General features: G+C 73.2%; 22 protein-coding genes. 13 read left to right on the top strand and 9 right to left on the bottom strand.

Annotated elements, in window-relative coordinates; genetic code table 11:
- The first annotated feature begins 416 nt into the window (after positions 1–416).
- The 5 genes from ACIBCT_RS15405 (at position 417) to ACIBCT_RS15385 (ending at position 7,624) form a co-directional block, all read left to right on the top strand.
- Positions 417–3,194 carry an AAA family ATPase gene (locus ACIBCT_RS15405; RefSeq protein WP_399188781.1) on the top strand — a complete coding sequence of 926 codons (2,778 nt, stop codon included), beginning with the start codon at positions 417–419 and terminating at the stop codon, positions 3,192–3,194.
- Between the two features lie 217 nt (positions 3,195–3,411).
- Positions 3,412–4,356, top strand: a complete 945-nt coding sequence (locus ACIBCT_RS15400; protein ID WP_399188779.1) for an alpha/beta hydrolase family protein — start codon at positions 3,412–3,414, stop codon at positions 4,354–4,356.
- A gap of 202 nt (positions 4,357–4,558) precedes the next feature.
- The gene (locus ACIBCT_RS15395) at positions 4,559–5,413 is read left to right on the top strand and encodes a DUF3152 domain-containing protein (RefSeq protein ID WP_399188777.1); all 855 of its coding nucleotides are present in this window, start codon (positions 4,559–4,561) and stop codon (positions 5,411–5,413) included.
- Positions 5,414–5,502: 89 nt separating this feature from the next.
- Complete coding sequence (locus ACIBCT_RS15390) at positions 5,503–6,552, top strand: NAD-dependent epimerase/dehydratase family protein (RefSeq protein ID WP_399188775.1); 1,050 nt, start codon at positions 5,503–5,505, stop codon at positions 6,550–6,552.
- A gap of 103 nt (positions 6,553–6,655) precedes the next feature.
- A complete protein-coding gene (locus ACIBCT_RS15385; RefSeq protein ID WP_399188773.1) occupies positions 6,656–7,624 on the top strand; it encodes a DUF72 domain-containing protein in 969 nt (322 codons plus the stop codon).
- Positions 7,625–7,777: 153 nt separating this feature from the next.
- Here the strand turns inward: ACIBCT_RS15385 and ACIBCT_RS15380 are convergent, their stop codons facing one another.
- From ACIBCT_RS15380 to ACIBCT_RS15350, 7 genes are all read right to left on the bottom strand, one after another.
- Positions 7,778–8,026, bottom strand: a complete 249-nt coding sequence (locus ACIBCT_RS15380) for a WhiB family transcriptional regulator (protein ID WP_399188935.1) — start codon at positions 8,024–8,026, stop codon at positions 7,778–7,780.
- 316 nt (positions 8,027–8,342) lie between these two features.
- Entirely contained in the window at positions 8,343–10,001 is a 1,659-nt protein-coding gene (locus ACIBCT_RS15375; protein ID WP_399188771.1) for a catalase, read from the bottom strand.
- 241 nt (positions 10,002–10,242) lie between these two features.
- The gene (locus tag ACIBCT_RS15370; protein ID WP_344906043.1) at positions 10,243–10,635 is read right to left on the bottom strand and encodes a ChaB family protein; all 393 of its coding nucleotides are present in this window, start codon (positions 10,633–10,635) and stop codon (positions 10,243–10,245) included.
- A gap of 102 nt (positions 10,636–10,737) precedes the next feature.
- Positions 10,738–11,739, bottom strand: coding sequence for a DNA topoisomerase IB (locus tag ACIBCT_RS15365; RefSeq protein ID WP_399188769.1), 1,002 nt, complete (start codon positions 11,737–11,739; stop codon positions 10,738–10,740).
- Positions 11,740–11,873: 134 nt separating this feature from the next.
- A complete protein-coding gene (locus ACIBCT_RS15360; RefSeq protein WP_399188766.1) occupies positions 11,874–12,500 on the bottom strand; it encodes a DUF4865 family protein in 627 nt (208 codons plus the stop codon).
- 66 nt (positions 12,501–12,566) lie between these two features.
- Positions 12,567–13,139, bottom strand: coding sequence for a TetR/AcrR family transcriptional regulator (locus ACIBCT_RS15355; RefSeq protein ID WP_399188764.1), 573 nt, complete (start codon positions 13,137–13,139; stop codon positions 12,567–12,569).
- A 208-nt stretch (positions 13,140–13,347) separates the two neighbouring features.
- The gene (locus tag ACIBCT_RS15350; protein WP_399188763.1) at positions 13,348–14,031 is read right to left on the bottom strand and encodes a TetR/AcrR family transcriptional regulator; all 684 of its coding nucleotides are present in this window, start codon (positions 14,029–14,031) and stop codon (positions 13,348–13,350) included.
- Between the two features lie 125 nt (positions 14,032–14,156).
- Here ACIBCT_RS15350 and ACIBCT_RS15345 point away from each other — a divergent pair, with 125 nt between their 5' ends.
- Genes ACIBCT_RS15345 through ACIBCT_RS15335 form a run of 3 tightly spaced genes read left to right on the top strand, consistent with a single transcriptional unit; the run spans position 14,157 to position 17,312 of the window.
- Entirely contained in the window at positions 14,157–14,792 is a 636-nt protein-coding gene (locus ACIBCT_RS15345) for an NADPH-dependent FMN reductase (protein WP_399188761.1), read from the top strand.
- A 7-nt stretch (positions 14,793–14,799) separates the two neighbouring features.
- Entirely contained in the window at positions 14,800–16,305 is a 1,506-nt protein-coding gene (locus tag ACIBCT_RS15340) for a DHA2 family efflux MFS transporter permease subunit (RefSeq protein ID WP_399188758.1), read from the top strand.
- 29 nt (positions 16,306–16,334) lie between these two features.
- Entirely contained in the window at positions 16,335–17,312 is a 978-nt protein-coding gene (locus ACIBCT_RS15335) for a zinc-binding dehydrogenase (protein ID WP_399188756.1), read from the top strand.
- A gap of 56 nt (positions 17,313–17,368) precedes the next feature.
- Here the strand turns inward: ACIBCT_RS15335 and ACIBCT_RS15330 are convergent, their stop codons facing one another.
- Positions 17,369–18,133, bottom strand: a complete 765-nt coding sequence (locus ACIBCT_RS15330) for a hypothetical protein (protein ID WP_399188754.1) — start codon at positions 18,131–18,133, stop codon at positions 17,369–17,371.
- A 139-nt stretch (positions 18,134–18,272) separates the two neighbouring features.
- Here ACIBCT_RS15330 and ACIBCT_RS15325 point away from each other — a divergent pair, with 139 nt between their 5' ends.
- The 5 genes from ACIBCT_RS15325 (at position 18,273) to ACIBCT_RS15305 (ending at position 22,725) form a co-directional block, all read left to right on the top strand.
- Positions 18,273–19,277 carry an AAA family ATPase gene (locus ACIBCT_RS15325; protein WP_399188752.1) on the top strand — a complete coding sequence of 335 codons (1,005 nt, stop codon included), beginning with the start codon at positions 18,273–18,275 and terminating at the stop codon, positions 19,275–19,277.
- Between the two features lie 263 nt (positions 19,278–19,540).
- On the top strand, positions 19,541–20,485 hold the full coding sequence (locus ACIBCT_RS15320; protein WP_399188933.1) for a DUF58 domain-containing protein: 945 nt from the start codon (positions 19,541–19,543) through the stop codon (positions 20,483–20,485).
- A complete protein-coding gene (locus ACIBCT_RS15315) occupies positions 20,482–21,429 on the top strand; it encodes a VWA domain-containing protein (RefSeq protein ID WP_399188750.1) in 948 nt (315 codons plus the stop codon). Before ACIBCT_RS15320 ends, ACIBCT_RS15315 begins: the two co-directional genes overlap by 4 nt.
- A gap of 32 nt (positions 21,430–21,461) precedes the next feature.
- Positions 21,462–22,076 (top strand): class I SAM-dependent methyltransferase, encoded by a 615-nt coding sequence (locus ACIBCT_RS15310; protein WP_399188748.1) that lies wholly within the window; start codon positions 21,462–21,464, stop codon positions 22,074–22,076.
- Positions 22,077–22,167: 91 nt separating this feature from the next.
- Complete coding sequence (locus tag ACIBCT_RS15305) at positions 22,168–22,725, top strand: TrmH family RNA methyltransferase (protein ID WP_399188746.1); 558 nt, start codon at positions 22,168–22,170, stop codon at positions 22,723–22,725.
- A 105-nt stretch (positions 22,726–22,830) separates the two neighbouring features.
- Here ACIBCT_RS15305 and ACIBCT_RS15300 read toward each other — a convergent pair whose 3' ends face one another.
- Entirely contained in the window at positions 22,831–24,573 is a 1,743-nt protein-coding gene (locus ACIBCT_RS15300; RefSeq protein WP_399188744.1) for a cytochrome bc complex cytochrome b subunit, read from the bottom strand.
- Positions 24,574–24,752 lie beyond the last annotated feature (179 nt).

Genomic DNA, 24,752 nt, shown 5'->3' with positions numbered 1-24,752 from the left:
GCGATCCATAAAGCGTGCCGTCAGCAAGTTGCCGGGCGCTGGCATGATCATGTCAACGGGAGCGTCCGGCACGACCGGACCGCCGTGCCGAGCCCTTCGGGGACGGGACGCGCCCCCGCCGGCGGCGGACACGGCCAGTGCGACCGGCACGGCGAGCCCGGCCGACACGGCGAACACGACGGGCGCGGCGAACACGGCGAACGTGGCGAGCCGGACCGGCACAGTGAACACGGAACCCTCGGGAACCCCCCGGCACCCCCGAAGGCCCATGCCGGTGGGCGCGGGACCCAGCGTGCATCGGTGAAATCACCGGCCTCCCCGGGCTACGGAGTGCACCGGCACAGATCTATACAGAACGGCACAGAACTCCGTCACACACTCTTTCCAGTCCCGACATGCGGGCGTAACACTGGGGCATGCCCTCACCCTCCCCGGCCTCCCCGTCAGGGGCGTTGCACGGCCGTGACGCCGAGCAGGACGCGCTGCTGCGATTACTCGACGCCGCCCGCGACGGATCCGGGGGATCCGTGATTCTGCGGGGGGCGCGGGGAACGGGGAAGAGCACGCTGCTCGACGTCGCGGCGGACCGCGCGAGCGGCCACGCGGGCGGGGGCGGGAACGGGTTCGTCGTGCTCAGGGTGCGCGGCACCGAGGCCGAGGCGCGCCTGCCGTACGCCGGGCTGCACGGCCTGCTCCGCCCGATAGCGGACCGGCTGCCGAAGCTGCCCGCGTCCCAGGCGGAGGAGCTGGCGCGGGCGCTGGAGCTGGGCACGGCCGACGGCGGGCTGGTGCTGCCCGCGGCGGTGCTCAACCTGCTGGCGTCCGCCGGCGGACCGGTGCTGGCCTGCGTCGACGACGTCCACCATCTCGACGCGCCCAGCCGCGAGGCGCTGTTCTTCGCGGCCCGGCGGCTGGCGGGGGAACCGGTCGTGCTGCTGTTCGGGGCCGACGACGACGTCACCGTCCCCGACGACATTCCGGTGTTCGAGCTCGGCGCCCTGGACGCCGGCGCGGCCGGGCGGGTGGTGGACGACCTGGTGCCGGGTCTGCCCGAGGACGTGCGGGCGTCCCTGCTGCGAACCGCCCGCGGCAACCCGCTCGCCCTGCGGGAGCTGGCCCGCTCGCTCGGCCCCGACCAGATCTCCGGTGCCGCCGCACCTCCCGAGACACTGCCCAGGAACGGCAGGCTCTGGCGCGCGTACGCCGACCGGCTGGCGCGGCTGCCCGCCGGAACCGCGGACGTGCTCCTGCTGCTCGCGGCCGACCCGGACCTGGAGACGGCCGCGCTGGCCGCGGCGGCCGAGCCGGAGTGCGCGCTGACCGCGCTGGAGCCCGCCGAGTGCGCCGGTGTGGTCGTGCGCGTGCCCGGGCCCGCCGGTGACCGCTACGACTTCCGCGAGCCCGCGATGCGGGCGGTGGTCTACGCCCACGCCTCCCCGGCCCGGCGCCGCGCCGCGCACCGGCTGCTCGCGGACGTGCTCGGCCGGGACGACCAGCGGCTGCGGCGCGCCTGGCACCGGGCCGCGGCCCTGGACGGCCCCGCCGGGCCGCTGGCCGACGAGCTGGCCGCGGCCGCGGCGGCGGCGGGCTCCCAGGGCGGTCACCCGCCCCCCTTCCTGGCGTTCGAGCGGGCGGCCGAGCTGACCGCGCACGGCGACGTCAGGGCCGCGCGCCTGGCCGCCGCGGCCCGCCGCGCCTGGCACGCCGGGCTGCCCGGTCGCGCCCGCTCGCTGCTCACCCGCCTGAACTCGCTGACGATCTCCGACGAGGTACGCGGCCAGGCCGAGCTGATCCGCGGCAACCTGGAGCTGCGCGGCGGGAAGACCGGCAGCGCCGGGGACGACTTCATGGCGGTGGCCGAGTCGCTGGCGGACAGGGACCGCGAGCAGGCCGTCCGGGTGCTGATCCGGGCGGGCGAGGCGAGCTACCTGGCCGGTGACAACACGCGCTACCTGGACATCGCGCGCCGCGCCGAGGCCATGCGCCGCCCGGACGACCCCGCGGCCGTGCAGCTGATGTTCGAGTACCTGGCCGGTACGGCGGCGACCTTCTGCGGCCGGCACCGGGAGGCGGCGGCCCCGCTCCGCCGGGTGCTGGAGCTGGCGCCCCTGGCGCGTACCCCGTCGGTGCTGGTGTGGGCGGGGGTGGCCAGCATGCTGCTCGGTGACGACGTGCGGGCGGTGCGGCTGTGCAACCGGGCGGTGGAGACGGCCCGCGCCCGCGGGGCGCTCTCCACGGTCCCGCAGGTGCTGGACTTCATGATCCAGGCCGAGATCTGGACGGGCCGCCACGCCTCCATCACCGCCAACGCGGTCGAGGGGTTGCGGCTGGCCCAGGAGTGCGGCCGGCCCAACAGCGCCGGTCAGCACCTGGGGTGGCTGGCCCTGACCGCGGCCGTGGAGGGTGACGAGGAGACGTGCGCGATCAGGGCCGCGGGCGCCATCGAGCTGGCGGGCGCGCACGGTCTGGGGGCGACGGAGGCGCTGGGCAACTGGGCGCTGGCCCACGCCGACCTCGCGGCCGGGCGGTACGCCGACGCGGCCAAGCGGCTGCGGGCCACCACGCCCCGGGGGCAGGGCACCAGGGGTCACCTCGTGATGCAGGTGCTGTCCACGCCCCAGTTCGTCGAGGCCGCCGTGCGCACCGGTGACCGGGAGGAGGCCCGGCAGGCGCTGCGGGTGCTGGACCGGTGGGCGGGCAGCACCCGCAGTCCCGACCGGCTCGCGGTGGTGACCCGCTGCCACGCGCTGCTGGCCGCCCCCGGTGACGCCGAGGAGCGCTACCGCGCCGCCCTCGAACTGCACCGCCAGGGCTTCTCCGAGTTCGAGACGGCACGCACCCAGCTGCTCTTCGGCAGCGCGCTGCGCAGGAACCGCCGTCCCGGCGCGGCCAGGGAGCACCTGCACAGCGCGCTGGAGACGTTCGAGCGGTCCGGTGCCCGGCGCTGGGCCGAGCAGGCGCGGGCCGAGCTGCGCGGGGCGGGCGAGGCCGTGCGGACGCACCGTCCGGGCGGGGTGGAGAAGCTGACCGTGCAGCAGTACCAGATCGCGCGGATCGTCGCCGACGGCGCCACCAACCGGGAGGTGGCGGCCCTGCTCTACCTGAGCCCGCGGACGGTCGAGCACCACCTGAGGAACATCTTCGCCAAGCTCGACATCCGCTCGCGGGTGGAGCTGGTCCGTCTCATGTCGTGATCTACCCCGAGTTCGCCAGTGTGCGCGAGGACGGGTGATTTCACCGATGCACTCCGGGCCTGACACGGAGAAAGTGACATCTGTCAGAAACCCGAGGGGTCACCCGGTGGCGCCAGGCCGTGATCACCGTCACCGGCGGGCCGAAGCGCGACGAACGGCCGTCGCTCCGATCGCCGTATCGCCGTGGTCTCCCCCACAGGAAACGGAGTACAGCAACGTGCAGTCGTACAGCACCACCCCCCAGGTCTCCGCGCCCAGGCGTTCGCGCCGGGCGACCGTGACCGCCGCGCTGACCCTCGCACTCGCTCTGCTCGGCACCGGCGGGACCCTCGCCCCCGCCGCACAGGCCGTCGCGGCTCCCGCCGCCCAGACCGCCGCCCTGGGCCCCTACGACCGGGGTCCCAACCCGACCAACGCCATCCTCGAGGCCGCCAGGGGACCGTTCACGATCGCCGAGACCACCGTCTCCTCCCTGCAGGTGACCGGCTTCGGCGGGGGGACGATCTACTACCCGACCAGCACGAGCGAGGGGACGTTCGGCGGGGTCGCCGTCTCCCCCGGCTACACCGCGAGCAGGTCGACCATGGCCTCGTTCGCCTCGCGCCTGGCCTCCCACGGCTTCGTGGTCTTCAACATCGACACCCTCACCCGCTCCGACCAGCCCGCCAGCCGCGGCCGGCAGCTGCTGGCCGCGCTGGACTACCTGACCCAGCGCAGCTCGGCCGCCTCCCGGGTCGACCCCAACCGGCTCGGCGTGGCCGGGCACTCCATGGGCGGCGGCGGCACCCTGTCGGCCGCGAACAGCCGGCCGGACCTGCAGGCGGCCATCCCGCTGACCCCCTGGCACACCACCAAGAGCTGGACGGGCATCCGGGTCCCGACGATGGTGATCGGCGCGGAGAACGACGCGATCGCCTCGGTGAGCTCGCACGCCCGCCCGTTCTACAACAGCATCCCGGCCTCCTCGGAGAAGGCCTACCTGGAGCTGAACAACGCCGGCCACACCGCGCCGAACACCTCCAACACCACGATCGCCAAGTACAGCGTCGCGTGGATGAAGCGCTTCATCGACGACGACGTCCGCTACGACCAGTTCCTCTGCCCGGTGCCGTCGACCAGCACGACCATCTCCGTCTACCTGGGCACCTGCCCGCACTCATAGCAGGCCCGGCGCCGTCCCCCGGCGCCCGGTGAACCCGTCTTCGACCCCGGACGGCGGCCGCACCCAGCGGCCGCCGTCCGCGCGTCCGGCCCTCCCGCGCGCGTCCCCGCCGTCCCCGACCGGCGATCCCATCGAAGGCGGGCATACGATGGTTTTCCCCGATTGATCGGTTACTGTCGTGGGGCAATAAGGTTTACGGTCTATGTCCAGGAACGAAGGTCGACGGGGGCCTGCCACCCTCGTGCGGCTCATCGCCGTCGGCATCGTGTCCACCATCGCGGTCGGCTTCGTCACGCTGCTGAGCGGCCGCCTCGACCCGGTCCCGGCCGGGCCCGTGCCCGCCGTCGCCCTCCCGCCGGCCCCGGTGACCCCGACCCCGCCGCCGCGACCGCCCCGGACACCCGGCCCCGGCGACACGAACGCCGGCACGAACGCCGACGCGGGCGACCCCGCCCTGTCCCCGGCCGACGAACCGCTCCTGCTCGCCAACGGCAGGCAGCAGCCGCTGCGGGTGAAGGTCCCCCGCAGGGCCAAGGGCCGCTACGCCGTCGCCCCCGGCGGGGCCCGGCCCCCCGGCCGCAAGGGCAAGGTGATCCGGTACGCGGTGGAGGTCGAGCGCGGCCTGCCCTTCGACGTGGAGGAGTTCGCCTCCGAGGTGCACCGCATCCTCAACGACCCGCGCGGGTGGGGGTTCCGGTTCCGGCGGGTGGCGCGCGGCCCGGTCACGTTCAAGGTCTCGCTGACCAGCCCCCGGACCGCCGACCGGCGCTGCCTGCCGCTGCGGGTCGTCTCCGTGCTGTCCTGCTGGAACGGCGAGCGCGCCGTCATCAACGCCGACCGGTGGAACACCGGCGCGTGGGGCTACGGCCGGGACGTGGCCTCCTACCGCGAGTACGTCGTCAACCACGAGGTCGGCCACGCCCTCGGGCACGGGCACGTGCCCTGCCCGGGACCCGGCAGGCGGGCGCCGCTGATGCTCCAGCAGACCAAGTCCCTCTCCGGCTGCCGCCCCAACCCCTGGCCGTTCCCCGGCGCGCGCTCTTCCCGTGCCTCGTAAGAGGTATGCACGGTACGTGCCGGTTTCACCGTAGGGCAAAGCCGTGGCCGGAGGGGATTCGCCGCCCCTCACCGGGGCACCCGGTAGGCATGCGAGTAGTAGTCGTCGGCGCGACGGGAAACGTGGGCACGAGCGTGGTCTCGGCCCTCGCCGCCGATCAGAGCGTCACATCCATCGTGGGCCTGGCCCGGAGACCGCCGGACTGGCACCCGCCCAAGACCACCTGGCAAGCCGTGGACATCACCACCGGTGACCTGACCGCGCACCTGGAGGGCGCGGACGCGGTCGTCCACCTGGCGTGGCTGTTCCAGCCCACCCGTGACCCGATCACCACCTGGCGGAACAACGTCCTGGGCGCCATCCGGGTCTTCGAGGCCGTCGCGCGCGCCGGGGTGCCGTCGCTGGTGTACGCCTCCTCGGTCGGCGCCTACTCCTCGGCGCCCAAGGACCGGCCCGTCACCGAGGACTGGCCGACGCACGGCTGGCCGGGAGCCTCCTACGGCCGGGAGAAGGCGTACCTGGAGCGGGTGCTCGACGTGCTCGAACGCGATCACCCGGGCATCAGGGTGGTACGGATGCGGCCGGGCTTCATCTTCAAGCGGGAGGCGTCGGTCGAGCAGCGCCGGCTGTTCGGGGGGCCGTTCATCCCGCAGCGGCTGGTACGGCCGAACCTGATCCCGATCGTGCCGGACACCCCGGGGCTGCGCTTCCAGGTGGTGCACAGCGCCGACATCGGCGAGGCCTTCCGGCTGGCGGTGACCCGCCCGGTCTCCGGCGCCTTCAACATCGCCGCGGACCCGGTGATCGAGCCCTCGGTCCTGGCCGAGATGCTCGGCGCCAAGCTGGTGCCCGTCTCGGGGTGGGCGCTCCGGAGCACGGTCGCGGCGGCCTGGCACCTGCGGCTGGTGCCCGCCTCGCCGGGCCTGGTGGACCTGGTGCTCAGGATGCCGATCATGGACGTCGGCCGGGCCCGCTCCGAGCTGGGCTGGGAGCCGCGCCACACCTCGGTCGAGGCCATGCTGGACCTCTTCGAGGGGCTGCGTCACCCCGAGGGGATGAACACCCCGCCGCTGGCGCCGCACACCGGCGGCCCCGCCCGCCTGGGCGAGCTGCGCACCGGCATCGGCGGCCGTCCCTAGGTGATCGTCCCGTCCGGACGGGCAGGAGGTGCCCGGCGCGGCGGTCCCGTCCGTGGGAGGCCGTGCCGGGCACGGACCGGCCGGCTTCTCAGGGAGGGCAGGAATGGGCAGGATCCTCGTGGGCACGGCCTCGTGGACGCACCGGTCGCTGGTGGAGTCGGGCTGGTACCCCGACGGCGCCTCGACCCCGGCGAAACGCCTGACCTACTACGCGTCCCGGTTCCCGGTGGTTGAGGTGGACGCCACCTACTACCACCCGCCGTCGCTGAGCACCGTGCAGGGCTGGCGGGACCGCACCCCGCCCGGGTTCACCTTCGACATCAAGGCGTTCTCCCTGCTCACCGGACATCCCACCCGCCCGGCCTCGCTGTACAAGGACCTGCGGGACGCGCTGGGCGCGCCCCCGCAGCGCAACCTCTACCTCAGGGACGTGCCACCGGAGATCACCGAGGAGGTGTGGCGGCGCTTCCTGGACACCCTGGAGCCGCTGCACGCGTCGGGACGGCTGGGGGCGGTGCTCTTCCAGTTCCCGCCGTGGTTCCCGATCGGCGAGGGCGCCAGGCGCTACGTCCTGGAGTGCGCCAGGCGCTGCGCGCCGATGCGGATCAGCGTGGAGTTCCGCAACCACACCTGGATGGACGAGGAGAACCGCGAGGAGACCCTGGCGTTCCTGGCCGAGCACGATCTTCCCTACGTGGGCGTGGACATGCCGCAGGGGCACCCCTCGTCGATCCCGCCGATCCTCGCCGCGACCTCCGACCTCGCCGTGGTGCGGCTGCACGGGCACTCCGACAAGTGGACCAGCAAGAACATCGACGAGCGTTTCGCCTACCTGTACTCCGAGGCCGAGCTCGAAGGGTGGGCGGCCAGGATCGGGGAGTTCTCCGAGAAGGTGGAGGTCACCCACGTCCTGTTCAACAACTGCTGCGAGGACAACTCCCAGCGCAACGCCTCCCGGTTCCGCGAGCTCGTCGGCGGTCCCGCCGGGCCGGCCGAGTGGGACCGGCCGGACGGGCCGGGGGCGGCGGGCGGGCCGGGAGCGGGCGAGCAGACGATGCTGGAGACCGGCTGACACCGGCCTGCACCGGCCTGCACCGTACGGGCGACCGTCCGGCGTGATCGGCACCGGCCGGGGACGGCCGCCACCGGCTCACGGACACCACCAGCGGCTCACGGACACCCGCCGGCGACCTGGGACGTCGCCCTCGGCGGCGGGCCCGGGACGCTACCTGCTGGCCTGGCGGCGCCTCGAACCTGCCAGGGCGGCCCTGCGCTCCTCGGGGGTGGTGCCGCCCCAGACGCCGTCCATCTGCTGGGTGTTCATCGCGTACTCAAGGCAGCGTCCCCGCACCGGGCAGCGGCGGCACACGGCCCTGGCCTGCTCGTACTGCTCCCGGCCCGGCCCCTCGTAGGAGACCGGGAAGAACAGCTCGGGATCCTCGTTCAGACAGGACGAGCGGCGGGACCAGTGGATGATCGGGATGACGTTGCTCTTAAGAGGCATGGCGATCCAGGTGGGTGAGAAAGGCTCAATACCGATAGCTCAAGTGAGGATCGCGTGCCCGCTGTATTGGTATTCATACCTTTTGAGGAGAAAAATCGGGCGGCCTTGACCGATGGTTTCTCTCAGGCCGGAAGGCCCTCCCGCCGTCGAGAAGGCCGTGGGGGGACATGAGAACGAGGGGCCGGGACGGAGAGATCCCGCCCCGGCCCCTCGCCCGCCGACGTCCCTCGTCCTCCGTCGGCGGTTCCCGGTCCTCGATCACCGGCCCCTCGCGAGGCCGGGCCCGCTACCGCTCCACGTGCGCCCGCTCGTTGGGCACGCAGTGGGTCATCTTCAGGCCGGTCACGTCCCGCGGCCCGTTCTTGCCGAGCCTGGACAGCCGCTCGCGGTCCTCGTCGGACAGGTCCTGGCTGGCCAGCGGCTCCAGGTGGGAGACGTCGTCGGGACCGATCCCGAGCCCCTCGCCGACCCGGAGGCCGAGGTCGTCCTCGACCAGCAGGAAGTGCCAGACCATGCGCTCCTGGACGGGACGCGGGGTCTGGGAGAGCATGTCGATCATGTTGGCGACGAGGTCGTCGCGCTCCCACTGCTCCATGAGCAGGTAGCGCTGGCCCGCCTGGGTGTAGTCGTCGGTACGGGGGATGCGCTTGCGGGTCAGCCGGCCGGAGATGACCGGGCCCTGCTCGTCGTGGCCGGGGTACTGGGCCTCGCGCAGCCCGCCGGTGATCGACGGCTCGTAGTTGACGTGCGGGTTCTCGCCCTGCCCGTCGATGTGGTAGGTCATCTGGCCGTCGCGCTGGTTGGTGCGCACCTCGGCGTTCTTGGCCTGGTTGACCGGGAGCTGGAGGTAGTTCGGGCCCACCCGGTAGCGCTGGGTGTCGCTGTAGGAGAAGGTCCGGCCCACCAGCATCTTGTCGTCGGAGAAGTCGAGGCCGTCGACCAGGACGCCGGTACCGAAGGAGATCTGCTCGTTCTCGGCGAAGTTGTCGCGCACGTTCCGGTTCAGCACCATCTTGCCGACGGGCAGCGCCGGGAACTCGTTCTCCGGCCAGACCTTGGTGTCGTCCAGCGGGTCGAAGCCCAGCTCGGGGTGGTCGTCGTCGCTCATGATCTGGACGACCAGCTCCCACTCGGGGAAGTCGCCGCGGTCGATCGCGTCGCGCAGGTCCTTGGTGGCGTGCCCGAGCTCGTTCGCCTGTACGGCGGCGGCGTCCCCGGCGGTCATGCTGCGCACGCCCTGGGCGGGCATCCAGTGGTACTTCACCAGGTGGGTCTCGCCCTCGGCGTTCACCCACTTGTAGGTGTTGACGCCGAAGCCCTGCATGTGGCGGTAGTCCGACGGGATGCCCCGCGGGCTGAAGAGGTTGACGAGCATGTGCATGCTCTCCGGCGTCTGCGACATGAAGTCGAAGATCCGGGCGGGCTCCTGCCGGAACGTCACCGGGTCGGGCTTGAGGGAGTGGATCACGTCCGGGAACTTGATGGCGTCCCTGATGAAGAACACCGCCAGGTTGTTGCCGACCAGGTCCCAGTTGCCGTCCTCGGTGTAGAACTTCACCGCGAACCCGCGCGGGTCCCGGGCGGCCTCCGAGGAGTCCCTGCCGCCGATGACCGTGGAGAACCGGACCGCCAGGTCGGTGCGCTTGCCGGCCTCCTGGAACAGCTTGGCCCTGGTGTAGCGGCCGATCGGCTCGTCGCCGAGCCTGCCGTAGGCCTCGAAGTAGCCGTAGGCGGTCGTCCCCCTGGCGTGGACCACGCGCTCGGGGATGCGCTCCCGGTCGAAGTGGCTGATCTTCTCCAGGAACTGGTAGTTCTCCAGGGTGGCCGGGCCCCTCGCGCCGACCGTGCGCTGGTTCTGGTTGTCGTAGACCGGGTGCCCCTGCCGATTGGTCAGGATCGGGCGGTCATCGCCCGGCTGAGGCCCCTTGCTCGACACATCCGTCATGGCGTGATTCCTTCCCTACCGCAGTCTTTTCCGACGTACCGACACACATCAGTACATGCTGCTCTGTAACCGCCATAGGCCGCTTTATAGCCATGTAGGAAGGAATCTCCCTGGCGTTGGAGAGACTTTGCCCGTGCCGGGTACCCGTCCGGCGCGGTTCGTGCCGAATGGACGGACCGGCGCGGTCCCTGCCGGACGGACGGGCCGGTGCGGTCTCGGCGGGCCTTCTCAGCGAACCTTCTCAGCGGGCCTTCGCCGTGGCCCGCCGGTTGGCCTTCTGGATGGCCGAGACCAGCTCCTCCTTCGTCATGGTGGAGCGCCCCTCGACCCCGAGCCGCTTGGCCACCTCGTACAGGTGACGCTTGGAGGCGTTGGCGTCCACTCCCTCGGCGGTCTTTCCCGAGGTGGGCCTGGTCTTGGCGGCGCGGGCGTCCGAAGGGCCCTTGCTCTCCTTGGCCTCCCAGTGGTCGCCGACCTTCTCGAAGGAGTGCTTGAGCGCCGCGAACGCCGTGCGGTGCGCCCGCTCCCCCTCGCCGTAGCTCTCCACCGCGGAGTCATGGGCCTTGATCCACGTCTCCTGCGCCTTCTTCGGCGACCGCTGCAGAGTGGTCGGAAGCTCCTCACGTGCCGGCATCGCTCGATCACCTCTCCTGTGTCGGGTCACGATCTCTCCGGCCCCCATGCCCGCACGATCGCCGATCATGCCCTCGGCGTCCGCGTGGCGCCGGGGGCGCCCTCACCGCCCGCGCAGCAGGGCCAGCACGGCCCGCTCCATGGCGCCGTGCGTGGCCAGCTGGCCGAAGTCGCTCTCGGCGCCCAGCCGTCCGAGCGCCCGGGCGACGGTCCGGCCCCGGTGGTAGGCGTCGATCACGCGCGGGTCCACGTAGGAGGCGCGCGCCACCGCCGGGGTGTTGCCCAGGTACTCGGCCACCTCGGCGATCACCCGGTTGACCGCCCGTATCCTGCCGGTCCTGGAGCGGGCCCGGACCGACACTGCCAGGCCCACGGCGGCCAGCACCGTGGCGTGCCAGGTCCTGAAGTCCTTGGCGGAGGTCTCGAAGTCGAGCGTCTCGCGCAGGTAGGCGTTGATGTCGTCGCTGCGCACGTCGACCCAGCGGGAGCCGTCCCGGTAGCGCAGCAGCTCCCCCTCGTCCGCGGCGTCGTGCAGCTCGGTGATCACCTTGCACACGTCCGCGTCGATGATCTCCAGCTCGCGGAATTTACCGCTCTTGGCCGGGTACGCGCACGAGACCCGGCCCGCCGAACAGGTGACGTGCTCCATCCTGAGCGTGGCCAGCCCGAACGACTCGTACGCCTCCCCGCCCACCCGGAAGAACCCGATGTCGAGCATCCGCGCGGCGGCGGCGAGCACCCGCTCGCGGGTCGGCCCCTCCTGCTCCAGGTGCTCGGCCACCCGCTCCCTGAACTTCGGCAGCCGCTCGGCCATCCGCCGTACCCGGTCGAACTTGGCCCGGTCCTGCTCCTGGCGCCACCGGTCGTGGTAGCGGTACTGCCTGCGTCCCGCCGCGTCGGTGCCGAGTGCCTGGATGTGGCCGCCGGGCGACCGGCAGATCCACACGTCGGTCCAGGCCGGCGGCAGGGCCAGCGCCCTGATCCGGGCGAGGGTACGGCGGTCGCGCACCGCGGTCCCGTTGGGGTGGTGGTAGCTGAAACCCCTGCCGCGCCGCCTGCGCGTGATGCCGGGCTCGGCCGGGTCACTCTGCGTCAGTTCGCTCACGGGCGCGCCTCTACCCCGTCAGAGGCTCCTTACCGGCTCCCGGGCCGGAACCGCCGCCGCGTCACCCTCGCGGGGCCGCCGTCGGCGGGGCCGGTCCTCGCGGAAGCCCGGTCCCGCCGCCCATCGGTGCGGACCTACCGGGGGACGGTGATTTCGGTCATACCGGTCAGATCCTCCAGGCCGGGCGCCGACAGGTGCAGCACCTCGTACCGCTCGGTGGCGTCCTCGTCCCCGGGGACCGCGTCCTGCCACAGCACGAACCTCAGCAGCCGCCAGTCCCGGGGGTCGAGGGCGAGGGCCGCGGTGTGCACGCCCTCGCGCCGCGCCAGGGCCCGCAGCCGTTCGGTCTCCCGCGCGATCCGGCCGGCCAGGCCCAGGCCGGTGGCGTCCGGGTCCGGGTCGGCGGGGAGCGCGGCCAGGTGGCGCGAGGCGGCCGCCGGGGCCGTGGCGCGGGCGGGCCCGGCCACGGCGCCCAGGCCCGTCCAGTGGTGGACGGGCGGGCGGCCGAAGTCGCGGACGATGCCCTGGAAACCGCCCCCGCCGACCAGGAAGTGGGCCATCGCGCCGGCGTCGTTCCACAGGTAGAACGGGGCGTACTGGTTGACCGGGGAGCCGTCGGCGCCGCGTTCGCGGATCAGGTAGGCCTTCAGCCCCAGCCCGGCCCGGTCGTCCAGCAGGTGACCGGCGCGGGCGACCCGCTCGCGGATGATCCGCATGTCGTAGTCGGCGGGCAGGGTGATCTCGTACTGCTCGGCGTACACGGGGTGTGCCTGCCTTCGTCTCGTCGCCGGGGTGGCGGGGTGCAGGGGGTGGAGGGGACGCGCGGGTCAGGCGCCGGGACGGGCGTGGGCGGCGAGCAGCCCCAGCACGCCGTCGACGGCCTGGCCGAACGGTTCGGCGGAGCCCGCGGCACGGGCCAGCACGTAGCCGCCCTGGAGCACCGCCACGACGGCGCAGGCCGTGGCGACCGGATCGAGCCCGGCCGCCAGCTCGCCGCGGTCGCGGCCCTCGGCCAGCACCCCGGCGAGCCGGTCGCGCAGCCAGGCGAAGGTCTCCTCGACGGGACGGCGCAGCGCCGCATCGGCGATCACGTCCGGGTCCTGGGTGAGGCGGCCGATCGGGCAGCCCTTCAGGACGTCGCGCTCGCGCCGCAGGTAGGCGGTGATCCGCTCGACCGCCGTACCGGGACCGGAGAGCCGGGCCTCGGCCGCGGCCCGCATCTCCTCGGCGGTACGGCCGATCGCGGCCAGCGCCAGGTCCGGCTTGCCGGAGAAGTGGTGGTACATACTGCCCTGGCCGACCCCGGCCCGCTGCTGGATGGCCCGAGGGCTGGTGCCCACGTAGCCGCGCTCCCACAGCAGTTCGCGGGTGCTGGCGATGAGATCTTCCGACGCGCTCATACGGTGAGTGTACATACCAGTAGGTACAGTCCTCACCTCCGCCCTCGCGGGAGCGGGCCGCGCACCACGATCCGGCCCGTCCCGGCCGGCCTCGGCACCGTTCACCCGCCCCGGCCCGGTTCGGCCCGGTTCGATCTGAGTTGGCTGGTTCGATCCGAGTCGGCCCTAGACAGCCCGGTTTACCCCGGCTCGGCCCGGGGGCGGCACCTCAGCGGGCCGCGCCGTACGCCCGCAGGAAGGCCCGCACCCCCGAGGCGGTCAGCCGGTCGGTCTCCTCGCGCGGGAGCGGACTGAGACCCCAGTAGGACCGGGGCGCGACGTCGGTCGTGACCAGCGCCATGAAGTGCTCCCCGGCCTGGGCCGGGTCGCCGTGCGCGTCGATCAGGCCGTGCCCGGCCAGCACGGTCATGGCCTCGGTCATCCCGCGCATGACCGCGCGCGGCCCGGCCTCCTGCCAGGCCTCCAGCGCCTCGGCCGGGACGTGCCCGGCCTCGGCGTAGATGTGCCGCACCAGCGAGAAGTGGTCGCGGAAGTCCGCCATCAGGCTGACCCAGGAGCGGGCCAGGGCGAGCAGGTCGCGCTCCAGGTCCTCGGGGCGGGGCGGTCGCTCCAGGTCCAGGTACCTGCGCAGCCGGGCCAGCTGCTCGTCCCTGACCCGGCCCGCGCTCCACTGCATGACGGAGCGGAACAGCTCCTCCTTCCCCCCGGGGAAGTGGTTGTAGAGAGTCCGGGTCGAGGCGCCGGCCTGGGCGGCGATGAGGTCGACGGTGGCCCGGGAGTACCCGTCCCGCCCGAAGACCTCGCATCCCGCCCGTACGATCGCCGCCGCCTTGTCCGCCCGGCCACGCCGGGGCCGGGCCGTCTCCCGGCCCGCGGGCTCCGTGTCGGTCATCGCTCCCCCTCCCGTACGGCACAGCTTTTTACAACGCTCGTTGTTATTAGTGCAACCACCGTTGTATCTTAGCGGAGCGAGCCGCGATCGGCCGCGTCACCACGAGAACGATCCAGGAGACATCCATGTCCGCAACCGTCCACGTCACCGGGCCCGCGACCGGCCACCAGGCCCCCCTGCGGGTCGCCGTCATCGTCGGAAGCGCCCGCGGGGGCCGCGTCGGCCCGTCGGTCGCCGAGTGGTTCGTCCGCCAGGCCGGGCAACGCACCGATCTCGAACTCGACGTCATCGACGTCGCCGACCTGGACCTTCCGGTGTCCATGCCCGACTGGGACGGCCTGCCCGTCCCCGCCCCCTCGACCCAGGCCGCCCTCGCCGAGGTCACCCCCCGGCTCGCCGACGCCGAGGCCTTCGTGATCGTCACCCCGGAGTACAACCACAGCTTCCCCGCCTCGCTGAAGAACCTCGTCGACTGGCACTTCACCCAGTGGCAGGCCAAGCCGATCGGCTTCGTCTCCTACGGCGGGGTGGGCGGCGGGCTGCGCGCCGTCGAGCAGCTCCGGCAGGTCTTCGCCGAACTGCACGCCATGACCGTACGGGAGACGGTCAGCATGCACGGGCCCTGGTCCGGGCTGGACGAGGACGGCAGACCGCTGGACGCGGCCGTGTGCGAGAGCGCCGCCAAGAACATGATCGACCAGCTGCTGTGGTGGGGCCGCGCCCTGCGCGCCGCCCGCGCCCAGCACCCGTACGGCGAGTGACGGCGGGATGAGCACCTCCACCGGCCGGGCCCGGGGCGCCGCCGCCCCCGGTCTGGCCGGGACCCTGCTGGTCGTCGTCATCGGCTCGATCATGTCCGTGCTGGACATCACCATCGTCAACGTCGCCGTGCACCCGCTGGCGGTGGCGTTCGGCGCGCCGCTCGCCACCGTCCAGTGGGTGGCCACCGGCTACACCCTCGCCCTCGTCGCCGTCGTCCCGGCCGCGGCCTGGGTCATGGACCGCTTCGGCGCAAGGCGCGCCTACCTCACCGCGCTGGTCCTGTTCACCCTCGGCTCCGTCCTGGCCTCGCTCGCGTGGAGCATCGAGACGCTGGTGCTGTTCCGGGTGCTGCAGGGACTCGGCGGCGGCCTGCTGATGCCGGTCGGCATGGCGATGGTCATCCGCGCCGCGGAACGGGAACGGATGGGCAGGGCGATGGCCATGCTCGGCATCCCGGTCCTGGTCGGGCCGGTGAGCGGGCCGGTGCTGGGCGGCTGGCTCATCGACGCCGCCTCCTGGCACTGGATCTTCCTGGTCAACCTGCCCGTCGGCGCGGTGGCGCTGCTGCTGGCCGCGCGCCTGCTGCCGCCCGGCGAGCCGCGGCCGGCCCGGCGGCTGGACGTGCCGGGGCTGCTGATGCTCTCACCCGGTCTGGCCCTGCTCATCTACGGCCTGTCCACCGGTGGTGAGCGCGGCGACCTGGCCGCGCCCGGGGTACTGCTGCCCGCCGTCGCGGGGCTGCTGCTCTGCGCGGCGTTCGTCGCCCGCGGCCTGACCGCCCGTGACCCGCTGCTGCGGCTGCGCCTGTTCCGCGAACGCACCTTCGCCGCGGGCCTGGCCACGATGACCCTGTTCCCCTGCGGCTACTTCGGCTCGATGCTGCTGACGCCGATGTACTACCAGACGGTCCGCGACCTCGGGGCCGCCCAGGCCGGCCTGCTGGGCGCCCCGCTGGCCGTCGCCGTCGGCGTCTCGATGCAGGTCGCCACCAGGCGCATCGACCGGGTCTCCCCCCGGCTGGTGGTCGTCTCCGGCATCGCGCTGGCCGTCCTCGGCCTGTCGTCCTTCACCGCCCTGCTCGGGCCGGACACGTCCTACTGGTGGCTGTGCGCGGCGATGATGCTCATGGGGACCGGCGTCGGCATGGTGATGATGCCGGTCAGCACGGCCGCGACCCGGAACCTGCCCGCCGACGACGTGCCCTCCGGCAGCACCCTGCTGAACATCGTCTCCCAGGTCGGGACCTCGCTCGGCACGGCGCTGCTGCCGGTGGTGCTGGCGTCGGCCGTCAAGAACGCGGCGAGCACGACCGGCACCGCGGGCACGACGGGCATGGCGGGCATGGTGGACGCCGCCGGACGGACCGGCGCGTTCCAGCACACCTACTGGTGGGCGGTGGCGCTGCTGGCCCTCGCGGCGCTGCCCGCGCTGCTCCTGCCCTCCCGGCGCCCCGGCCACCTCCCCACCCCGCCCCCGCCCCCGCCCACCCCGGCCACCCCGGTCGCCCCGTGAACCGGTCCCCCCGCGGAAAGGACACCGTCATGTACGCGGTCAGACTCCACGAGTACGGCCCCGCCGGGAACCTCCGGTACGAACGGGTCGACGCCCCGGTCCCCGCGGCGGGACAGGTCCGCGTCGACGTGCGGGCGAGCGGCGTCCACCTCATCGAGACGACGCTGCGCTCCGGCCACGGCGTGGGCCCCCACCCCGCCCCCGCACTGCCCGTCGTCCTGGGAGGCGAGGTCGCCGGCGTGGTGAGCGCGCTGGGCCCGGGCGTCGAGGAGGACCTGCTCGGCCGCCGGGTCGTCGCGGGGCTCGACACGTACGGCGGCTACGCCGAGCAGGCGGTGGTCGCGGCCGACGCCCTGCACCACGTCCCCGGGCACGTCGCCGACGACGTCGCGGTGGCGATGGTCACCACGGGCGCGACCGCGCTCGGCATCCTCGACGCCGCCGACACCGAACCCGGGGACGTCGCGCTGGTCACCTCCGCGGCCGGTGGCGTCGGGGCCCTGCTCCTGCAGGCCCTGCGCCACCGGGGCGTCACCGTCGTCGGCCTGGCCGGCGGGCCGGAGAAGGTCCGGCTGGTCTCGTCGCTGGGCGCCGACCTCGCCGTCGACTACCGCGACCCGGCCTGGCCGGACACGGTGCGCGACGCCCTCGGCGACAGGCGGCCCGGCCTCGTCTTCGACGGCGTCGGAGGCCCCGAAGGCCGCCGGGCCTTCGACCTGCTCGGCCCCGCAGGGACGCTCCTGCTGCACGGCTGGTCGTCGGGGACCGCCACCCGCGTCACCACCGACGACGTGATCGAGCGCGCCGTCACCGTCACGTGGGCGATCGGCCCGCGGATGCTGCGACGCGCCGGTACCGCCCGCGAACTGCAGGCCCGCGCGCTCCGGGCCGCCGCCGAGGGCGTGCTCCGGCCGGCGGTCACCCGCTACCCCCTGGCCCTCGCCCGCGACGCGCACGCCGACCTGGAGGGGCGCCGCACCACGGGCAAGGTCGTCCTCGTCCCCTGATCCCCGCCCCGGACGGGACGGCCTTCATCCCCCGTCCCGTACCCCCCGGCGGCGACTCAGATGGGCTCGTCGTCGCCGCCCTCCCCCTCCTGCGGCCCCGGGGTGCCGGTCCCGCTCTGGCTGGGGGACGGCGACGGGGTGGGCCGGCCGGGCGCGGTGGTCGTCGGGACCGGCGGCGGGGTCGGCACGAACACGGTGGACGGCAGCGGCCTGCGCGGCTCGTCGACCTCCTCGTCCCCGCGCAGCAGGAGCCAGACCATCACGGCCAGCAGCGCCAGCAGCACGGTCAGCACCACCCCGGCCAGGACCACCGACCGGCGCGTCTCGGTCAGGGGCGGCGCGGCCTCGGGCGGCGGGGGCAGCGCGGGCGAGCGGTCGCCCACCCAGTGCGGGGCGAAGTCCGGGCCGTGCCGCTCACCGATCAGCGTGCCGCTGACCAGCACCGGCTCCAGGAACCTCTCCGCCCCCGCCCGCTCCGGCTCGTAGGGGGTGACCACCCAGGGGGCGTTCCCGCCGTCCATGGCCAGCACCTGCGGGAGCGTGTCGGCCACCGCGGTGCGCCCGCGCGAGGCCCGGGACATCCACCCGCGTACGCCGGAACGGCTGGCCATCGCGTCGCGGACCCCGGTGACGAAGCGGTCCCTGGCCGCCGGGTCGAGCGCGGCCCCCTTGGTCAGCACCGCGACCGAGACCGCCCGGCCGTCGGGCGCCAGCCCCAGGTAGACCAGCCCGGCGGGTCCCACGCGCAGGCGGGCCTGCAGGACAAAGGGCCCCAGCCGGGGCGGGTCGCCGTACTGCAGCGGAGTGGCCACGTCTGACATGAAAGCACACCGGCGCGACGGTCCCGGACCGGCGCGGAGCCCGTCCCGGCGCGCCCGCCGGGGGCCCGCCGGGCACGCCGCGCCGGACACCCGGCAGGCCCGCCGTGCGAACGGTCATTTCATTTGATGGAATACCGGCATGACCGTCGCCGAAGAACTGCCGAGCGAGACCGACACCGGACTGCTGCGCGACGCCCTGACCGAGGTCCGGCGGGTCATCGTGGGGCAGGACCACATGGTGGAGCGATTGCTCGTCGCACTCCTGGCCCGGGGGCACTGCCTGCTGGAGGGCGTGCCCGGGGTCGCCAAGACCCTGGCCGCCTCGACGCTGGCCACCGTGGTCGGCGGGGAGTTCGCCCGTATCCAGTTCACCCCCGACCTGGTCCCCAGCGACATCGTGGGGACCCGGGTGTACCACCCCTCCCGCGAGGCCTTCGACGTCGAGCTCGGCCCGGTGTTCGTGAACTTCCTGCTCGCCGACGAGATCAACCGGGCCCCGGCCAAGGTGCAGTCGGCACTGCTGGAGGTCATGGCGGAGCGCCAGGTGACCCTGGCCGGTCGGACCCATCCGCTGCCCAGGCCGTTCATCGTGCTGGCCACCCAGAACCCGATCGAGTCCGAGGGCGTCTACCCCCTGCCGGAGGTGCAGCGCGACCGGTTCCTGTTCAAGGTGAGCGTCACCCACCCCAGCGCCCACGAGGAGCTGGAGATCCTGCACCGGATGAGCGTGACCCCGCCCACCCCCAGGGCCGTGCTCGACCCCGAACGGCTGTCCGCGCTGCAGACGATGGCCGACCAGGTCTCGGTCCACCAGCTCGTCGCGGACTACGTGGTACGGCTCGTGATGGCGACCCGCTCCCCCGCCGAGTACGGCCTGGCCGAGCTGGAGGAGAACATCGAGATCGGCGTCAGCCCCCGCGCCACCCTCGGCCTGGTCGCCGCGGGACGCGGCCTGGCCCTGCTGCGCGGCCGTGACTACCTCCTGCCCGACGACATCCGGGACGTGGCGGTGGACGTGATGTCCCACCGGCTGATGCTCACCTTCGACGCCCTGGCCGACGGGATCGACCCCGAGGACGTGGTCCGCCAGATCCTGACCGCCGTGCCCCCGCCCCTGGTCGTCTGGAACCAGGGCCCCCGGTGACCCGCCCCGAGCATCACCCCCAGGGCACCCCGCACTTCTCCGCCCCCGAGCCCTCCCCCCAGGAGAACGAGCCCCCCCGTGAGGCCGCGCCGCAAAGCGCCGCCACAAACATGGACGCGCCCCACACTTCCCTGCCCGGGAACTCCCGTGAGGCCGCGCCGGCGACTGGACCGCGGAGGGAGGGGTCGCGAGGAACGAGCGATCCCTCCCGACGAGGGAAGGAGCCGGATCCAAGCGGCCTCACCGCGCCGCGAAGCGGCGCAATAGGCACAGAACACGCCCTGAGGCGCCTGGAACTCACCATCGTCCGCCGTCTGGACGGCCTGCTGCAGGGCTCCCACCAGGGGCTCCTGCCGGGCCCGGGGAGCGAGTTCGGCGACAGCCGAGGGTACGTGCCCGGGGAGGACGACATCCGGCGGATGGACTGGGCGGTGACCGCCCGGACGACCGTCCCGCACGTGCGGGACCTGATCGCCGACCGGGAGCTGGAGACCTGGGCGCTGGCCGACCTGTCGCCCAGCATGGACTTCGGCACCTCGGGCATGGAGAAGCGCGACCTGGCGGTGGCCGCGGTCGGGGCGATCGGCTTCCTGGCGGGCCGGATCGGCAACCGCTTCGGCGCCTACGTCCTGCACGACGAGTACATCCACCGCATGCCCGCCAGGGGCGGGCGCCCGGCCCTGTACGGCCTGCTGCACTCGCTGATGGAGGCTCCCAGGGGCCGGGCCGTGGCGGGTGCCCCCGACCTGGCCGAGGGGATCGAGGTGCTGGCCTCGGCGCGGCGCCGGCGCGGCCTGCGGGTGATCGTCTCCGACTTCCTCGACGCCGAGCCCACCCTGGATCCGACCCTGGAGATGCCCTGGGAACGGCCGATCCGCCGGCTGGCCGCCCACCACCAGGTGCTGGCCGTCGAGGTGATCGACCCGCGCGAGCTGGAACTGCCCGCGGTGGGCCTCGTGGCCCTGACCGACCCGGAGTCCGGGCGGAGCCGCCAGGTGCGGCTCACCCCCAGGATCCGCAGGGCGTACGCGGAGGCCGCCGCCACGCAGCGCATGGCCAACCAGGTGGCGCTGCGCCGCTGCGGGGTGGCCCACCTGGTGCTGCGCACCGACCGCGACTGGGTCTTCGACATCGCCCAGTTCGTCCTGCGGCAGCGGCGCATGGCGCACGTGACCCATCGGCCTCCGAGGTCGGGAGCGACACGGTGACCTTTCTCTCTCCGGTATGGCTCTGGCTGTTCGCCGCGCTGGCCCTGCTCGTGGCCGGGTACGTGGCGGCCCAGTTCGCCCGGCGCCGCTACGCGCTGCGCTTCACCAACCTGCCGCTGCTGGACCTGGTGGCCCCGTCGGGGCCGGGCCGGCGGCGGCACGTGGCGCCCGCGCTGTTCCTGGTCATGATGACCCTGCTGATCGTGGGCGCGGCCCGTCCCGCCGACTCGGTGCGGGTCCCCCGCGACCGCGCGACGATCATCATCGCGCTGGACGTCTCGCTGTCCATGGAGGCCGACGACGTCCGGCCGAACCGGATCACCGCCGCCAAGGAGGCGGCGCAGAAGTTCGTCTCCGACCTGCCGGAGCGCTTCAACGTCGGGCTGGTCGCCTTCGCCCGTTCCTCCTCGGTCGTGGTCTCCCCCACCACCGACCACCAGGCGGTGGTGACCTCCATCGGCAACCTGGGCACCCGGGCGGGCACCGCGATCGGCGAGGCGGTGTTCAGCTCCCTGGAGTCGCTGCGCTCCTTCGACCAGCAGGCGGTGACCGACCCGCCGCCCGCCGCGATCGTGCTGCTCTCCGACGGGGACAACACCTCGGGCCGCTCGGTGGCCGAGGCCATCGAGTCGGCGAAGAACGTGCGGGTCCCGGTCTCCACGATCGCGTACGGCACCCAGGAGGGGACCGTCTCGATCGACGGCCGCGACGTGCAGGTGCCGGTGAACAAGGTCACGCTGCAGACCCTGTCGGACGGGACGGGCGGCCGGGCCTACGAGGCGGAGTCGGGCAGCCAGCTGCAGGAGGTCTACGAGCAGATCGGCTCCTCGCTGGGGTACCGGACGGTCAGCCAGGAGATCACCCAGTGGTTCGTGGTGGCGGCGATCCTGGCCGGGCTGGTGACCGCGGCGGCGGCCCTGCTGCTGGGGTCGCGGCTGCCCTGAGCCGCTCCCGGCCGTTGGTAACGTTCTACGCCGTGGCACATTACTTCGAGGAGCGTCCCGAGACCGCAGGCCGTCCCGGCTCGGTCACGCTCGTGCTCCCCGACCTTCACCTGAGGCTGGAGACCGACAGCGGGGTGTTCTCGGCCGAGCGCGTCGACCAGGGCACCCGGATCCTGCTGGAGAGCGTCCCGGCGCCGCCCGCCGAGGGCGACCTGCTCGACCTGGGCTGCGGGTACGGGCCGATCGCGCTGACCATGGCCTCGCGTGCCCCCGGCGCGACCGTCTGGGCGGTGGACGTCAACCGCAGGTCGGTGGACCTGTGCGCGCGCAACGCGCGGGCCGCGGGCCTTGACAAAGTAAGGTCCATGCACGCCGACGAGGTCCCGCCCGAGGTCCGGTTCTCCGCCATCTGGTCGAATCCGGCGATCCGGATCGGCAAGGCCGCCATGCACGAGATGCTGACCCGCTGGCTGTCGCGCCTCACCCCGGACGGCGTCGCCCACCTGGTGGTCCAGAAGCACCTGGGCTCGGACTCGCTGCAGCGCTGGCTGAACGAGCGGGGCTGGCCCACCGAGCGGGCGGCCTCCCGGTCGTCGTACCGGATCCTGCGGGTGCACGCCCGGGTGGAGGCCGGAGCGCGGCCGTGACGGGGCCCGGTGGCGGCGAGCGGGACGATCATGGGCGGGGCGCGGGGCGTCCGCGCGACGACGAGGAACGACGAGGAACGGTGGACGACCGATGACGGCGAACCCGCGCAGGCAGCTGCGCCCGACCGATGTCAAGCGCCTCAACCGGGGCTGGCGGAGGAACACCGAGGGGCGGCTGGCGCTGATCGTGGAGTCGGTGACCGGCCCGTTCAACATCGGCTCCATCTTCCGCACGTCGGCGGCCTTCGGGGTGGAGCGGATCTGGCTGGCGGGCAACGCCACCCCGCCGACCAACCCCAAGGCGCAGAAGACCGCGCTGGGCACCGACCGCCTGGTGGCCTGGGAGGAGCCGGTCCCGGTGCTGGAGGCCGTACGGGCCGCGAAGGAGGACGGGTTCACCGTGGTCGCGGTGGAGCTGACCGGTGACGCGGTCCCGCTGTCCGAGGCGAAGCTCGGCGGCGACGTCTGCCTGGTGGTCGGCAGCGAGGACCACGGCTGCTCCCCCGCGCTGCTGGAGGCCGCCGACGGCGTCTGCTACATCCCGCAGGTCGGCCGGGTCGGCTCGTTCAACGTCGCGGTCGCGGCGGCGATCGCGGTGGCGGAGGTCCGGCGCCAGGAGTGGGCGGGCAGGGCGGCGCCGCAGGAGTGAGACCCGCTCCCGGCGGGAGATCGCGGCCACGAACGGCCCCCGCCGCGCCCCCCTCTGCGGGGACCCGGTTCCCGGTCCGAGGTCCCCGCCCCCGGCCGTGAAGGGTCAGCCGGGCGGGGGCCGGTCCTCCCCGGAGCCCGAGCCGACGGCCGCGTTCCCGCCGCCCCCGTCCTCCCCCATGCCGATCTCCCGCGTACCGGCCTTCCGCGTGCCGTGGCCGTTCCCGTCGTGGCCGTCCCGCTCGCCGTCCAGCGGGACCTTCTCACCGCCGTAGGTCCTGCTCATCAGGGCGCGGAGCCGGGCGATGCGGCCGTGTCCCTCACCGGACGGCACCCCCTGGCCGTCGTCGCCCAAGGCGCCGTCGTGACGTTCCCCGGTGACCCCGGAGGCCGGGCTGATCACCGGGATCGGTTCCTTGCCCCGGATGCGGGCCTCGATGGCCTCGTTGGGCGGGACGTGCACCTCGACGTACTCGCCCGTGGGCAGGCGCTGGATCACGCCCGTCTCCACGCCGTGCCCCAGGCTCGCCGCGTCCCTGCGCTGCAGGCCCAGGCAGATCCGGTAGGTGATGTAGTACGCCAGGGCGGGGCCGACGAAGACCAGGCCCCGGCCGATGACGATCATCACGTTCAGCGAGAGGCGGAAGTAGGCGGAGATCACGTCGTTGGAGGCCATCAGCCACAGGACGCCGTAGAAGGTGATCGCGGCCATGCCGATCGCGGTGCGGTGCGGGTTGTCGCGGGGACGCTCGGCGATGTGGTGCTCGCGGTCGTCACCGGTGATCCAGCGTTCGGCGAAGGGGTAGAGGGCCAGGCCCGCCAGGATGAGGCCTATCGGGGCGAGCGCCGGCAGGATCACGCTCATCGGCAGCGTGTAGCCCAGGAAGTTGATCTCCCAGCCGGGTGTCAGGCGGAGCGACCCGTCGAGGAACGCCAGGTAGAAGTCGGGCTGGGACCCGGCGCCGATGTCGGACGGGCGGTAGGGCCCGAACAGCCAGACCGGGTTGATCTGGGCGAAGGCCCCCAGCAGCGCGATGATCCCGAAGGTGAACATGAAGTACGCGCCCGACTTGGCGAGGAAGGACGGGTGGAACGGCCCGCCCACCACGTTGTCGTTGGTCCGGCCCTTGCCGTGCATCTGGGTGTGCTTGAGCACCCACGTCAGGATCAGGTGCGCGGTGATCAGCGCCAGCAGGACGCCGGGCAGCAGCAGGATGTGGATCGTGTAGAACCTGCCGATGATGTCGTCCCCGGGAAACTCGCCGCCGGTGAGGAGGAACGTGAGCCAGGTGCCGACGATCGGCAGCGACTGCGCCACGCCCGTGGTGATCCGCAGGCCCGCCCCCGACAGCAGGTCGTCCAGCAGGGAGTAGCCGGTCAGGCCCTCGAACAGCGACAGCGCCAGCAGCGCCACCCCGATCAGCCAGTTGATCTCGCGCGGCTTGCGGTAGGCCCCGGTGAAGTAGACCCGGAGCATGTGGATCATCATGCCGCCGATGAACAGCAGGGCCGCCCAGTGGTGCATCTGGCGCATCAGCAGGCCGCCGCGCACGTTGAAGCTGATCTCCAGCGACGAGGCGTACGCCTCGGACATCATGACGCCCCGCAGCGGGGCGTAGGCCCCGTCGTAGGGGATCTCGAGCATGCTGGCCTTGAAGAAGAACGTCAGGAACGTGCCGGTCAGCAGCAGGATGATGAACGAGTAGAGCGGGATCTCGCCCAGCAGGAACGACCAGTGGTCGGGGAAGACCTTCCGGATGTTCCGCTTGACAAAGTTGCCCGCCCCGAGGCGGTCGTCGAAGTAGCCCGCCGTGCCCGCCATCCTCGTCCGGTCGTGTGCTCTGCTCATGCGTGGTCTCCGTTCCCACGGATCCCGGCTCCGGCGTCGCCGCGCCCCCGGAAAACCGCAACGGGCCCACGGCGGAGCCCGCCGTGGACGCCCAGATCCTCTCTTCATTCCCGGCTCCGGTCAGGACCGGGCAAAGGGGGTTTCAGGGTCCGGTTCCGGAGCCCGTGACCCAAACGTTC

The sequence above is a fragment of the Streptosporangium sp. NPDC050855 genome (genome assembly GCF_044456585.1).
GTDB classification, from domain to species: Bacteria; Actinomycetota; Actinomycetes; order Streptosporangiales; family Streptosporangiaceae; genus Streptosporangium; species Streptosporangium longisporum.
This window is presented reverse-complemented; position numbering and strand designations above follow the sequence as displayed.